The organism is Streptomyces sp. NPDC127119, assembly GCF_042677425.1.
Taxonomy (GTDB): domain Bacteria; phylum Actinomycetota; class Actinomycetes; order Streptomycetales; family Streptomycetaceae; genus Streptomyces.
In genome coordinates, this window is the sequence record NZ_JBHXTO010000040.1 from 17,557 (window position 1) to 30,072 (window position 12,516).

13 protein-coding genes are annotated in these 12,516 nt (G+C 70.5%); 9 read left to right on the plus strand and 4 right to left on the minus strand.

The features are described from left to right. Positions 1-103: 103 nt before the first annotated feature. From rpmG to ACFVH5_RS19285, 4 genes are all read left to right on the plus strand, one after another. Positions 104-268, plus strand: a complete 165-nt coding sequence (rpmG, locus tag ACFVH5_RS19270) for a 50S ribosomal protein L33 (protein WP_107014951.1) — start codon at positions 104-106, stop codon at positions 266-268. Positions 269-314: 46 nt separating this feature from the next. After that, the gene (locus tag ACFVH5_RS19275) at positions 315-575 is read left to right on the plus strand and encodes a type B 50S ribosomal protein L31 (RefSeq protein ID WP_385834858.1); all 261 of its coding nucleotides are present in this window, start codon (positions 315-317) and stop codon (positions 573-575) included. Between the two features lie 29 nt (positions 576-604). Next, complete coding sequence (gene ykgO, locus ACFVH5_RS19280) at positions 605-727, plus strand: type B 50S ribosomal protein L36 (RefSeq protein ID WP_107014949.1); 123 nt, start codon at positions 605-607, stop codon at positions 725-727. Positions 728-956: 229 nt separating this feature from the next. Further along, positions 957-1,523, plus strand: coding sequence for a snapalysin family zinc-dependent metalloprotease (locus tag ACFVH5_RS19285; protein WP_385834859.1), 567 nt, complete (start codon positions 957-959; stop codon positions 1,521-1,523). Between the two features lie 193 nt (positions 1,524-1,716). On the opposite strand, the gene ACFVH5_RS19290 is transcribed toward ACFVH5_RS19285, so the two are convergent. Further along, positions 1,717-2,199 (minus strand): ATP-binding protein, encoded by a 483-nt coding sequence (locus tag ACFVH5_RS19290; protein WP_385834861.1) that lies wholly within the window; start codon positions 2,197-2,199, stop codon positions 1,717-1,719. Between the two features lie 452 nt (positions 2,200-2,651). Between ACFVH5_RS19290 and ACFVH5_RS19295 the strand changes: the two genes are divergently transcribed. After that, positions 2,652-4,304, plus strand: coding sequence for a serine/threonine-protein kinase (locus tag ACFVH5_RS19295; RefSeq protein ID WP_385834862.1), 1,653 nt, complete (start codon positions 2,652-2,654; stop codon positions 4,302-4,304). A gap of 145 nt (positions 4,305-4,449) precedes the next feature. On the opposite strand, the gene ppk2 is transcribed toward ACFVH5_RS19295, so the two are convergent. Further along, positions 4,450-5,436 carry a polyphosphate kinase 2 gene (gene ppk2, locus ACFVH5_RS19300; protein WP_385834863.1) on the minus strand — a complete coding sequence of 329 codons (987 nt, stop codon included), beginning with the start codon at positions 5,434-5,436 and terminating at the stop codon, positions 4,450-4,452. A 344-nt stretch (positions 5,437-5,780) separates the two neighbouring features. Here ppk2 and ACFVH5_RS19305 point away from each other — a divergent pair, with 344 nt between their 5' ends. After that, positions 5,781-6,791: an ArsR/SmtB family transcription factor gene (locus ACFVH5_RS19305; protein WP_385834864.1), complete on the plus strand. Its 1,011-nt coding sequence runs from the start codon at positions 5,781-5,783 to the stop codon at positions 6,789-6,791. Positions 6,792-6,943: 152 nt separating this feature from the next. On the opposite strand, the gene ACFVH5_RS19310 is transcribed toward ACFVH5_RS19305, so the two are convergent. Next, entirely contained in the window at positions 6,944-8,128 is a 1,185-nt protein-coding gene (locus ACFVH5_RS19310) for a PP2C family protein-serine/threonine phosphatase (RefSeq protein WP_385834866.1), read from the minus strand. A gap of 130 nt (positions 8,129-8,258) precedes the next feature. Between ACFVH5_RS19310 and ACFVH5_RS19315 the strand changes: the two genes are divergently transcribed. Next, positions 8,259-9,338, plus strand: coding sequence for a protein kinase family protein (locus tag ACFVH5_RS19315; RefSeq protein ID WP_385834867.1), 1,080 nt, complete (start codon positions 8,259-8,261; stop codon positions 9,336-9,338). A 4-nt stretch (positions 9,339-9,342) separates the two neighbouring features. Here ACFVH5_RS19315 and ACFVH5_RS19320 read toward each other — a convergent pair whose 3' ends face one another. After that, positions 9,343-9,960 (minus strand): hypothetical protein, encoded by a 618-nt coding sequence (locus ACFVH5_RS19320; protein WP_385834868.1) that lies wholly within the window; start codon positions 9,958-9,960, stop codon positions 9,343-9,345. Between the two features lie 101 nt (positions 9,961-10,061). On the opposite strand from ACFVH5_RS19320, the gene ACFVH5_RS19325 reads away from it, so the two are divergent. Then, a complete protein-coding gene (locus ACFVH5_RS19325; RefSeq protein WP_385834869.1) occupies positions 10,062-10,847 on the plus strand; it encodes a cyclase family protein in 786 nt (261 codons plus the stop codon). After that, positions 10,844-12,487: a thiamine pyrophosphate-binding protein gene (locus ACFVH5_RS19330; protein WP_385834870.1), complete on the plus strand. Its 1,644-nt coding sequence runs from the start codon at positions 10,844-10,846 to the stop codon at positions 12,485-12,487. Before ACFVH5_RS19325 ends, ACFVH5_RS19330 begins: the two co-directional genes overlap by 4 nt. The last annotated feature ends 29 nt before the right edge of the window (positions 12,488-12,516 follow it).

Here is a 12,516-nt window from a genome sequence, read left to right on the forward strand (position 1 = left end):
GGGGAAGGGGGAATACATCCGCCGGGGGCCCGGTTGTACGGCTCGTGAATGACATGGCCCCATCAATTGAGGTGGGTGTCCGGGGGTGCGAAAGGAGGCGTTCATGGCTGCCAGAGGTACGCGTCCGGTGGTGACGTTGAAGTCCACGGCCGGAACCGGTGCGACCTATGTGACGCGGAAGAGTCGCCTGAACGACCCCGACCGTCTGGTCCTGCGCAAGTACGACCGGGTGGCGGGGGAGCACGTTCTCTTCCGCGAGGAGCGATGAACCAGGCCGTCGCCCTGCGGCGTACGGCTGTAAGGAAGGAAACCCCATGAAGCTCGGTATTCATCCCGTGTCCCGCCCGGTCGTCTTCCGCGACCGCGCCTCGGACGCCATGTTCCTCACCCGTTCGACCGCGCCCTCGGCGACGACGATCGAGTGGGAGGACGGCACCACGTATCCGCTGATCGACGTGGAGGTCTCGTCGGCCAGCCACCCCTTCTACACGGGAACCGCGCGGGTCGTCGACAGCGCGGGCCGGGTGGAGCGGTTCGAACGGCGGTACGGCCGTACGGCATCGACGTCCCGATGAATCGATGACCTGATGAGGAGGGCACAGTCATGAAGGTGCGCAAGTCGTTGCGTTCGCTGAAGTCCAAGCCCGGAGCGCAGGTGGTGCGCCGGCGGGGCGTGGTGTTCGTGATCAACAAGAAGGAACCGCGTTTCAAGGCCCGTCAGGGCTGACGCGGCGCGGCACGCAGCAGGGCCCGGCCCCCGGAGAGGGGGGGGCCGGGCCCTGTCCGCGTCACGGTCGATCCCGGCGCCCGGGCCGTACGCGGCAGCCCGGCGCCTGAGCCGTCCGCGGCGGTACGCGGCCGGATTGACGGATTGGCGTCCGTCCTCGCTGGGCAGGGAGCCAGGGAATGTCATGTCATGTGCACGACTACCTTCCCCCCCCACAAGGAGGTCGACCATGCACGTCCGCAAGCTGACCAGTGGACTCGCCGCCGCCCTGGCGGTCACCTTTTCCCTGCTGGGTGGCCAGGCCGTGGCCGCCCCGGCCCCGGTCGCGGACCACCTCGCCGCCGCCCGGGTCGTGACCTACGACGCGAGCGGTTCCGCGGAGTTCAGGACCGCGGTGGACCGAGGCGCCGCGATCTGGAACGAAAGCGTCGACGCCGTCGAACTGCAGCCCGTCGCGTCCGGACAGCGCGCCAACATCCGGGTCCTGGCGGACAACGGCTGGCCCCGCGCCCTGACCACCTCGCTCGGCAACGGAACCGTCTACATCGGACGGCAGGCGGTCGATCAGGGCTACAACACGATCCGCATCTCGTCCCATGAGCTGGGGCACATCCTCGGTCTGCCGGACCGCAAGCCCGGCCCGTGCACCAGCCTGATGTCCGGTTCCAGCGCGGGCGTCGCGTGCACGAACCCGTACCCGAACGCGGCCGAGAAGTCCGAGGTCGAGGGCAACTTCGGCGGTGAGCTGGCGCGGGCGGCCGGAGCGGTACCGGTCGGCGTCACGATCGTGGACTGACGCGACGCGCGCTGAGTCACCGAACGCGCGCAACGAAATACGAGAGCAGCCGTACGCCCCGGAAACGGATCGCGCGTTCCGGGGCGTACGGACCCGATCCGACGTCCTTGTCCGAAGTTCCGGTCCGAGGTCCCGATCCGAAGGTCCGGTCCGAAGGTCCGATTCGACGTGCTGGTCCGCCCGGGGCCGCCCGTCAGCGGGTGTCGACGTCGGCGCGGGTGACGGCGTGGGTGTCGGCGAGCAGCCCGATCCGGGCCGTGATGTGTTTGCCGACCGGCTCTCTTCGGACCTCGAAGCCCTCGCAGATGGCCATGACGATCTCCAGGCCGTGCTGGCCCACCCGGCCGGGATCCGCCGCCCGGGCCACCGGCAGGACCGGATCGCTGTCCCAGACGGCCACTTCGAGCAGGCCGCCGACGATCCGCAGAGCGAGCAGGACCGGCCCCGGCGCGTACTTCAGGGCGTTGGTGACCAGCTCGCTCACCACCAGCTGGGTCAGGTCCATCGCCCGGGCCGTGACGGGCACACCGTGTTCGGCCTGAGCCTGTGACAGGAAGTCGGCCGCGAGATGACGGGCCTCGGCGATGCAGAGCGAATCGCCTTCCAGAGCAACAGTGGTCTCTATACGGCCACGCTGCGGCGCCATACGGCCTCCGCCCTTGATCAAAGATTCCATGCAGTTTGTCCTCACCCGGTGCTCGCCCGCATGTACCCCCTCTTTCGCAACCTACGCATCCGCTGTCGGCGAAATTCGACCCGCTGTTCCGGCGACGACTTCGACGCGGAACGGAAGATCCGGCGCCGGGTTCACGCGTCGGCTTCATGGGGTGAAGCCGAGGTGGAGCCGCGGTGGAATACCGGTGGGAGTAAGCCCGGGGGGGCGCGGGTAGTGGCCCCATGTCGCGGGAAAGCGGGACGTGGAGCCTGGGGAGGTCACACGTCCCGCTTTCCCGCCGTTTTCGTGTGTCCGTACTCCGCTCGGCGATTTTTCCGAGGATGCCCCCGGATCAAGGCGCGGCAGGCGCATCGGCCCTCGGCGATGGCACGAATTGCGAATCCTTTGAACGCAGGACATGGCCCTCTGCGTATTGCTGGTGACCGGGAGCAAGGCTTCAGCGAGGGATGGGCATGGGCAACGCGGGTGCCGCTTCACAAGAGTTGGTCGCCGGAAGGTATCGGCTCCAGGAGGTCGTCCACCACGAAGTGGGCTGCGTCTGCTGGTACGGGGAGGACATCGAGTACGCCCGCCCGCGGCTGCTGACGCAGACGCAGCTTCCGCCCGATCCCATGGAGGACCGGGCCGGGTCGGCCGTCGCACGGATCACCCACGCGTCCGACGTCATGGGACTGCGGTGTCCGGGCGCGGTGGCGAGCGTCATCGACGTCGTCGAGGAGAACGGCAGCCTCTGGACGGTCGTCGAATGGATCGACGGCATGCCCCTGGGCGAGTTCCTCGACCAGTACGGGCCGCTCGACCACGCGCGGGCCGCCCGTATCGGGCTCGACATCCTGGATGTCCTGGAGTCCGCGCACGGCGCTGGGTTCGTGCACGGCGAGCTGAGCCTGGGCCAGGTGTTCGTGCGCGACCACGGCGGCGTCGCCGTCTCCGGGTACGGTCTGGCGGGCGCCGGTCCCGGGGCACGGCTCGGCGCACCGGCGTACGCGTCCCCCGAGCAGGCCCGTGGCGAGGCCTACGGGTCGTCGGCCGACCTGTGGGCGCTGGGCGCGCTGCTCTACACGATGACCGAGGGGCGCCCGCCCTTCCGCGACCGCGGCCAGCCCGAGGCGACCCTCAAGGCGATCGTGAGGCTGCCGCTGCGCAGCCCGCGGCACGCCGGCCCGCTCGCCCGGATCATGCAGGGACTGCTCCGCAAGGACTCCCGCGAACGGCTCACCGGGCCCGTGGTCCGCGACGCCCTCGTCCGTATCGTGAACGACGACCCCGCCGCCGCGGAGGCGTCCCTTCCGCAGTCGCGGCCCTCGGTCCACCGCGTGATGAGCCTGGCCCGGGGGAGAAAGAACCTCGGCCGTGCGGCGCTCGTCGGGACCGCGGTCGCCGCCGTCGTCGCGGTGACGATGACCGCTCTCGCCGCGACCGGCGACGGTTCGGGCGACGACGTCTCGGCGTCCGACGCGACGGCCTCGCGCCCCGTCCCCGTCCTCCCGACCGCCGACACGGACGGAGCGGGTACGCCGTCATCCGCGTCCCCCACAACCTCCCCCTCGGAGTCCCCTTCTCCCTCCTCCTCACCGTCACCCTCTCCCTCCCCCTCTTCCCCCGCTTCCTCCTCCTCGTCCTCGGCTGCGGGGAAGCTTCCGGCGGGCTTCCGTGCCTTCACGGCGTCGGAAGGCTTCGCCGTCGCCCTTCCCAAGGGCTGGCAGCGGATCAGCACGAAGCGCGCCGAGGACGGCTCGTACCGGGTCGTGTTCGGCGCCGACGGCGACCCGCGGGAACTGGCCGTCACCCACAGCACGCGCGTCGGCTCCGACCCGGTGGCCGTGTGGCGGGACACCGTCGAGCCCTCGCTCCAGAAGGAGCCCGGTTACGACAGGCTGGGCGCGATCCGCGCGACGACCTACCAGGGCCGCAAGGCCGCGGACATGGAATGGGTCGACGAGTCGGAGGGCACGCGCGTGCGTACCTTCGGCCGTGGGTTCCTGATCGGGGGCGGCGAGGGTTTCTCGATCCGCTGGGAGACACCGGCCGCCGACTGGGAGGAAGCGGACAACCAGCAGGCACTGAAAACGTTCCTGGCAACTTTCCGCGGCCTCCCGAACTGACCGATCACTTCGCCGGATCACCCCGCCGGATCACCCCGCCCGATCCTCCCGACCGGTCAGCCCGACGGATCCCGCACGAGACCGCTTGCGGCGATGACGGTCTGCTCCTGTTTCCTCGCCCCCCCCGGAGCCGCCGCGCCCTCCCCTAGGGATGCCGGCCAGGGCCCTCGGGGTGGGGAGTCAGTGGGGTGGGGGAGAGGTCCGTTGGTTCCTCGTCGCTTTCCAGGAGAGTGTTGGCGGAACCGATGATCCGTGGATCGGCCGTGCCGACGGCCTTCTCGTCCTTCGCCGTGTAGTCGCAGAGCAGCAGCAGATGACGCATGGCTTCGAGGCGGGCGCGGCGCTTGTCGTTGCTCTTCACCACGGTCCATGGCGCGTACGGCGTGTCCGTCGCGCGGAACATGTCGACCTTCGCCTCCGTGTAGGCGTCCCACAGGTCGAGGGAGGCCAGGTCGGTGGGGGACAGTTTCCACTGCCGGACGGGGTCGACCTGGCGGATGGCGAACCGGGTGCGCTGCTCACCGCGCGACACCGAGAACCAGAACTTGATCAGCACGATGCCCTCGTCGGTGAGCATCTTCTCGAAGATGGGCGCCTGCGTGTAGAAGTGCCGGTACTCGGCCGGGGTGCAGAAGCCCATCACGCGTTCGACCCCGGCCCGGTTGTACCAGGACCGGTCGAAGAAGACGATCTCGCCGGGGCCCGGGAGATGAGGGACGTAACGCTGGAAGTACCACTGCCCGGCTTCCTTCTCGGTGGGCTTGTCCAGCGCCACCACATGGGCGCTGCGCGGGTTCAGGCGTTCGGTGAACCGCTTGATGGTGCCGCCCTTGCCCGCCGCGTCGCGCCCCTCGCACACCACGACGACCCGCCGGCCGGTGTCCCGTACCCACTTCTGCAGTTTGAGCAGTTCTATCTGCAGGATCCGCTTCTGCCGCTCGTAGGACCGCCGGCGCAGTTTCTGCTCGTACGGGTAGTTCTCGCGCCAGGTGTCGAGGGGCTTGCCCTCGCCGTCCAGGAGGACAGGCTGTTCGGGTCGCTCCTCGTTCACCAGCAGTCCGGCGAGCAACTCCGTCTCCACGGACGGTTCTTCTCCGCCGTCGGAGGCCGGCACGTTCAGAGGATCAGCCACCTGTGGTCCCTTCATAGCCTGGCGGCAGCGCCCGCCGACGGACCGGCGTACGAGTCCCGCCTCCGTCAGAATGGCATGCGGGCGAGCGCCCGGCGCCGTGCGGAACGGTCAAGGCCGCCCGTCCCGGACGTCCGTCTGCCCAGTACCCCGCCGACGCCCTCCCTCACGGCGGGATCCACTGCCGGGGCCCGCCGCCCGCACTGACGACGGGCCGCGTTGACGACGGGCCGAACGGATCCGGCCAATGCACGCCCGGTTCCCGGCCCCCGTGCAACTCCCGTCTCGGCTGACGGCTCTTAAGTGGGTACGGGACGAGTCACGTAAGGAACGCACACGGGGGAACCATGCTCAAGTTCCACTTCACGGACGCAGATATGGCCCGTATCCGGATGGCGGGCGGCCCGGATCCCATGTGGGAGCTGCTGCTCAGCCTGCATCTGCTCGGCGGGAACGACGGATCGGTCGTCTTCGGGGCGTGGAAACGGCGGATCCGCAACCGCCTGCCCGGCAGCACCCGGCTGCTGTTCGATCTGGCGCCGCCCCGGGGATATTCAGCCGACTTCCTCACTCCGGCGCCTGATCGCGGGGGCCTCGAAACGGGGATCGACGCCGTCCTGTCCACCCCGCGCGGCGGGCTCAGACGGGACATCGCCCGGCTCGCCGCGGCCCGCAACCTCGGGGCGCGAACCCTGTCGCTGGCCGAGGCGGGCTCCGACGCGATGCGCAGCCTCGGCACGGCCATGCGCGGCTACTTCGACATCGCGCTGCGCCCGTACTGGGCCGAGGTGAGGAACGCGATCGAAGCGGATCGAGCCGTCCGGGTGCGGGCGCTCCTGGACGGCGGCACCGAGGGCATGCTGTCCACCCTGCATCCCGCCCTGCGCTGGCAGCCCGGTGTCCTCACGGTGGCCAGCGCCTACGACCGCGACATCCGTCTCGACGGCCGCGGCCTGCTGTTGCTGCCCTCCTTCTTCTGCTGGCGGGCGCCCATCACGCTGCGCGATCCCGGTCTTCCTCCCGTGGTCGTCTACCCGGTCTCCCACGATCTCGGGTGGTCGCAGGCCGACGACGGCAGGGGCCGTGAGGCCCGTGAGGCACTGGGCGCCCTGCTCGGGAAGACCCGCGCCGAGGTGCTGGCGGCCGTCGCGGACCACGGCGGGTCGACCAGCGATCTGGCCCGGCGGCTCGTGGTCTCCGCGGCGTCGGTCTCGCAGCATGCCGCGGCGCTGCGCGACTCGGGCCTGATCGTCACGCAGCGCCGTGGGCAGAGTGTGCATCACAGCGTCACCCCTCTCGGAGGCGCGTTGCTGGACGGCCACCGGCAGATTCCGCAGGCGCCCCTGCACAGGTGTTAGTACATGCGTACGTGCTGTCACATGAACAGTCGAGTGCAGGCGTTGCGTACGTGCCTCGATCGAGTACCGGCGTCGAGTACCTGCGTGGCGGGTCGGGTGACCCTGTCCGCGGTCGTCCGTGTTCGTCCACGGTCGTCCGCGGCCGTACGCCGTCAGTTCGCCGCGACTGTCTCCGGTGAAGGAGCACGGTTGCCGTGCCAGTCCAGGATCAGGACCGTGGCGTCGTCGCTGAGGTTGCCCCGGCAGGCTTCCGAGACCGTGGCCGTCAGCGTCCGTACCGCCTCCCGGGGGTGCAGCGCGCGGGTGTCGTGGACGACCCCGGCCAGGTCGACGGCGGCGGCACCGCGGTCCTGCATGCCGTCGGTGAGAAGTATCAGCCGGTCCCCGGCCCGCAGATCCAGTTTCTGTTCGCGGTAGGGGATCGGCGCGGGCACGCCGAACGGCAGATTGACGGCGAGCCGGACCTCCTCGACCGCCCCGTCGCGCAGCCGCATCGGCCAGGGATGACCGGCGTTGACCAGTCGGCAGACACCCGACGCGAGGTCGATGCACAGCAGCTGCCCGGTGGCCAGACCCCGGCTGTGCTTCAGCAGCGCGTGGTGGGCCTGCTGGGCCTGTCCGACCGGGTCGCAGCCACTGCGGCGGGCCCCACGCAGCGCACCGAGCAGCAAAGTGGCCAGCAGGGCGGAATCGGTGTCGTGGCCCATGGCGTCGGTGATCGACAGATGCAGCGTGTCGCGGTCCAGGGTGTAGTCGTAGGTGTCACCACCGATGTCGTCGGCCGGGACCAGCCCTGCGGCCAGCGTGAACTGCGACGACTCGCAGCTGGACGCCGTGGGCAGCAGCTGGTGCTGGATCTCCGCGGCCAGGCTGGTGTCGGTGGTGCGCCGGCGCAGGTGGTACAGGTCGGTGAAACGGCGGTCCGTGACGATGATGTAGGCCAGCGCGTGTGCCGCTTCCCGCACCTGTCTCAGTACCGTGTCGTCCGCGTGCTGCAGGGTGACTTCGAGCACGCCGATGCAGTCGCCGCGGTTGGACACGGGCGTGATGATGCGTTGGTTGCCCTGGCCGTCCGCCTCCACGTGCTGGCGCTGGCTCCGCAGCACCATGCCGTGCACACTGCCCTCCAGGTCGATCGGCTCGGTCCGCTCCGCGTCCTCGGCGACCGGGGCCAGCCGTACCAGCCGATGACCGATGAGGTCGACGAACAGGAACGAAACGTGCTCCGCGCCGAAGCGCTTCTGCAGGTTGCGTGCCACCACGTCGACCGACTCTCCGGGTGGCGCGGCCTCCGCAGAGGCCAACAGCTCACCCAATTCCAGATCTCCACCATCCACGACGACCTCCCATCGGATTCCGTTCCTTCTGCCCCGACTTTCCTGGACCTCACTTAATGTGACGCGTATCGGGGGTGTGTTCGAACACGCATCCGGGGCGCGTTTGGGATCATTCGGAGCGGAGTCGGTTGTGAAACGTGGCGGTACGGGCCGGAGTGCGCGGCTCACGGCCCATGGAGCCGTTTCCACGGCCCTGGCCCTGCTCAGCGACCGGGCGCTCCAGGAAATCCTGGACGCCGCCGGGACGACCGGTACCGGTATCGGAGGCAGGACGACCCTGCTGGAGGTCGCCGGAACACGGGTCTTCGTGAAGCGGGTGCCCCTCACCGACCTCGAACGGCAGCCGGGGAACGTACGCTCCACGGCGAACCTGTTCGAGCTGCCGCTCTTCAGCCAGTACGGCGTCGGCGGGCCGGGGTTCGGGGCCTGGCGGGAACTCGCCGTGCACACCATGACGACGAACTGGGTGATCGCGGGCGAGTACGACGGTTTCCCCCTGACGTACCACTGGCGGATCCTGCCGGACTCGGCGCCCCTGTACGAGGAACTGGCCGACATGGAACGGGCCGCCGCGAGCTGGGACAGCGGCGGATCAGCCGTACGCCGCCGGATCGACGCCCTGCGGCACTCCTCGGCGAGCATCGCGCTGTTCCTGGAGTACGTCCCGCAGAACGTGCACCAGTGGCTGGGGCAGCAACTGGCCGCCGGTGACGAGGCCGCCGACCGGGCCTGCGCCCTGGTGGAGCGCGGCCTGGAAGCAGGCACCTCCTTCATGAACAGCCGGGGCCTGCTGCACTTCGACACCCACTTCGAGAACATCCTCACCGACGGTGAGCGCCTCTACTTCGCGGACTACGGCCTCGCCCTCTCCTCCCTGTTCGAGCTGACGGGGGAGGAGCGCGCCTTCTTCGACCGGCATCGGAGCTACGACCGCTGCTACTCGGCCGGCTATCTGGTGAACTGGCTGGTCGCCACCCTGTACGGGAGGGACAGGCGCGCGGCGCAGGTGCGGGCGTACGCCGAGGGCGAGCGTCCCACCGGAGTTCCGGCGGGGGTCGCGGCGGTCCTCAGCCGCGACGCGCCGCTCGCCGAGGTGATGGCGGACTTCATCCGCCGACTCACGGACGAGAGCAAGCACACGCCGTACCCGCTCAAGGAACTCCAGCGGATCGGTGCGGTCCGCAGTGCGTCCGGCGGCTCACCGGTGTGAGCCGTCAGGCGGGCAGCCACTTGCCGAGGGCGTCGATGAGCCGGTCAAGGGCCGGCCGCTCGGCGGAACGGTCCGTGACGACCGTACGGCCGTCGAACCGCAGCGTGTACTGGAACAGATCGGCCGCGCCCCGGTCCACGGTGGACGCGGGCACGTCGTCCAGCGCCGGGTCCCCGAGCAGCGTACGCAACCGCGTGAACTGGGCCGCGCTGCTGCGGCGTACCTCGGTGTCGCCCTTGTCGCTGGTGCGGACGGTGCCGTCGCCACGCAGGACCACTTCCTGCTGAACACCGGCGAAGCCGCCGGTGACGGTCATGGTCACCAGCTTCTGCCGCTGCCCTGCGGTGGGCACCGGGGACGGGCTCACGGAGGGCGGGGCGGTGACCGAGGCGGAAGCCGCGTCCGTCGCCGGAGGGGGCGAGGTCGGGGTGGGACTGGGGCTGGGGGGTTCGCCGGACGGGGAGGCGGAAGGAGGAGCCGTGGCGCCGGCCGAAGAAGCGGTCGTGGTGCCGGCCGAAGGTTCCGACGACCGCGCCGCGTCCTCACCGCCGTCTCCGGAACAGCCGGCCAGGCTCAGTACCGTGGCCGCCAACACGGCCGCCGCCGTCGTACTCCTGGGCATCGCGCGCACTCTGCCTCCACCCGCTTTCCGCTCGTCGGACCGGGGCGACTGTCGGTCCCGGCTGCCATGCTGTCAGTTCTTCCGTGATACGAGGAGGCCGCATGTCCGAGCCGTCCGTTCTCGCCGCGCTGGTGGCCGGGTTGCGAGGAGGGTCCATCGAAGTCGTCGACCTCACCTCGCCGTTGTCGTCGTCGACCCCGGTGCTCCAGCTGCCGCCGGAGTTCGGCCAGACCCAGGTGTTCACCCTGGAGGAGATCAGCAGGTACGACGACCGGGGGCCGGCCTGGTACTGGAACAACTTCCGCAGCGGCGAGCACACGGGTACCCATTTCGACGCCCCGAACCACTGGGTGACCGGCAAGGACCTCGCCGACGTGGCGTCCGTACCGGCGGGGCGGCTGATCGCGCCGGCCGCGGTGCTGGACTTCACCGCCGAGGCTGCCAAGGACCCGGACTTCCTCGTGGAGGTGGACCACGTGCGGCGATGGGAGGCCGAGCACGGGCCGCTGCCCGACGGCGGCTGGCTGCTGCTGCGGACAGGGTGGGACGCCCGCTCGCACGAGCAGGAGGCGTTCCTGAACGCGGACGAGAACGGCCCGCACACCCCCGGTCTGTCGCCGGAGTGCGCCCGCTGGGTGGCCGAGGAGTCGCCGGTGATCGGCCTCGGCGTCGAGACGGTGGGCACCGACGCCGGACGCGGGCACACCTTCGACCCGGCCTTCCCGTGCCACTCGTACCTGATGGGCAGTGACAAGTACGGGCTCACCCAGTTGCAGAACCTCGCGGCACTGCCCCCGACCGGCGCCGTCGTCGTCGCCGGACCGCTGCCCATCGTCTCGGGCTCCGGATCCCCGGCCCGGGTGCTCGCCCTGGTGGAGCACTCATGAAGGTCGCGGAGGCCGTCGGACGCGCGCTGTACGCGGCCGGGGTCGGCCAGGTCTTCGGCGTCGTCGGATCGGGCAACTTCCATCTGACCAACGCCATGGTCGCGGCGGGAGCACGGTTCGTCGCCGCACGCCACGAGGGCGGCGCCGCGACCATGGCCGACGCCTACGCCCGCACGAGCGGCACGGTGGCCGCACTGAGCGTCCATCAGGGACCCGGCCTCACGAACGCGATGACCGGCATCGCCGAAGCGGCCAAGAGCCGTACGCCGCTGCTGGTGCTGGCGGCCGAGGTGACCGAGCAAAGGTCCAACTTCCACATCGACCAGGAGGCGCTGGCCCGGGCGGTGGGCGCGGTCCCGCTGCGGATCACCTCGGCCGACCACGCGGTGGAGCAGGCCTGCGCGGCGGTCGCACGAGCCGTGCACGAGCGGCGGACCGTGCTGCTCAACGTCCCCCTGCCGGTGCAGTCCCTGGACGTTCCCGAAAGCGCCCTGGCACAGGCGGCACCACCGCGGGAACGGGCGGCGGTGCAGCCGTCGCCGGACGACGTGACGGCGTTGGTGCGCGTCCTCGAACAGGCGCGTCGGCCGCTCTTCGTGGCCGGCCGCGGAGCACGCTCACCGGGAGCACGGGCCGCCCTCGAAGCGCTCGCCGACCGTTACGGGGCCCTGCTGGCGACGTCGGCCGTGGCACGCGGCCTGTTCCACGGCAACCCCTGGTCGCTCGACGTGTCCGGAGGCTTCGCGTCCCCTCTGACGGCCGAACTGATCGAGGCCGCGGACACGATCGTGGGCTGGGGTTGCGCCCTGAACATGTGGACGATGCGGCACGGCCGGCTGATCGGCGCCGGCACGACCGTCGTACAGGTCGACGACGAGGCGTCGGCGCTCGGCGCACACCGGGAGGTACGGCTCGGCGTCACCGGCGACGTGGAACTCACCGCCCGGCATGCCCTGGAGACCGGCGGCACCGCGGAACGGCAGGGCTACCGGACGACCGACATCGCCGAGGCCATCACCGCCCGCGTGCGGTGGCGGGACGTGCCGTACGAGGACGACAGCAGCCGTGAGCGGATCGACCCGCGCACGCTGAGCATCGCCCTCGACGACATCCTGCCCGCGGAGCGCGTCATCGGTGTGGACTCCGGCAACTTCATGGGCCACCCGAGCATGTATCTGTCGGTGCCGGACGAGAACGGCCTGTGTTTCACGCAGGCGTTCCAGGCGATCGGCCTGGGCCTCGCGACCGCGATCGGCGCGGCCCTCGCACGGCCGGACCGGCTCGCGGTGGCGGCGCTCGGCGACGGCGGGGCCATGATGGGCGCCGCGGAGTTCGACACGGTCCGCCGACTTGGACTGCCCATGGTCGTGGTCGTCTACAACGACGACGCCTATGGAGCGGAAGTGCACCACTTCGGACCGGACGGACACCCCCTGGCGACGGTCGAGTTCCCGCCGACGGACATCGCCGCGGTGGCCCGGGGCCACGGCTTCGAAGCGGTGACCGTGCGCACGCCGACGGACCTGAAGGCCGTCGAGGACTGGGTCGCGGGATCCCGGTCCGCCCCCTTGCTCATCGACGCGAAGGTCACCCGGGACCACGGGGCCTGGTGGCTCGAAGAGGCGTTCCGAGGCCACTGACCGGACACGCACCCGGGCTGCGGAAGCGC

Coding starts and splice junctions, on each gene's coding strand:
- rpmG (WP_107014951.1), top strand. CDS start 104: ATGGCTGCCAGAGGTACGCGTCCGGTGGTGACGTTGAAGTCCACGGCC.
- ACFVH5_RS19275 (WP_385834858.1), top strand. CDS start 315: ATGAAGCTCGGTATTCATCCCGTGTCCCGCCCGGTCGTCTTCCGCGAC.
- ykgO (WP_107014949.1), top strand. CDS start 605: ATGAAGGTGCGCAAGTCGTTGCGTTCGCTGAAGTCCAAGCCCGGAGCG.
- ACFVH5_RS19285 (WP_385834859.1), top strand. CDS start 957: ATGCACGTCCGCAAGCTGACCAGTGGACTCGCCGCCGCCCTGGCGGTC.
- ACFVH5_RS19290 (WP_385834861.1), bottom strand. CDS start 2,199: ATGGAATCTTTGATCAAGGGCGGAGGCCGTATGGCGCCGCAGCGTGGC.
- ACFVH5_RS19295 (WP_385834862.1), top strand. CDS start 2,652: ATGGGCAACGCGGGTGCCGCTTCACAAGAGTTGGTCGCCGGAAGGTAT.
- ACFVH5_RS19305 (WP_385834864.1), top strand. CDS start 5,781: ATGCTCAAGTTCCACTTCACGGACGCAGATATGGCCCGTATCCGGATG.
- ACFVH5_RS19320 (WP_385834868.1), bottom strand. CDS start 9,960: ATGCCCAGGAGTACGACGGCGGCGGCCGTGTTGGCGGCCACGGTACTG.
- ACFVH5_RS19325 (WP_385834869.1), top strand. CDS start 10,062: ATGTCCGAGCCGTCCGTTCTCGCCGCGCTGGTGGCCGGGTTGCGAGGA.
- ACFVH5_RS19330 (WP_385834870.1), top strand. CDS start 10,844: ATGAAGGTCGCGGAGGCCGTCGGACGCGCGCTGTACGCGGCCGGGGTC.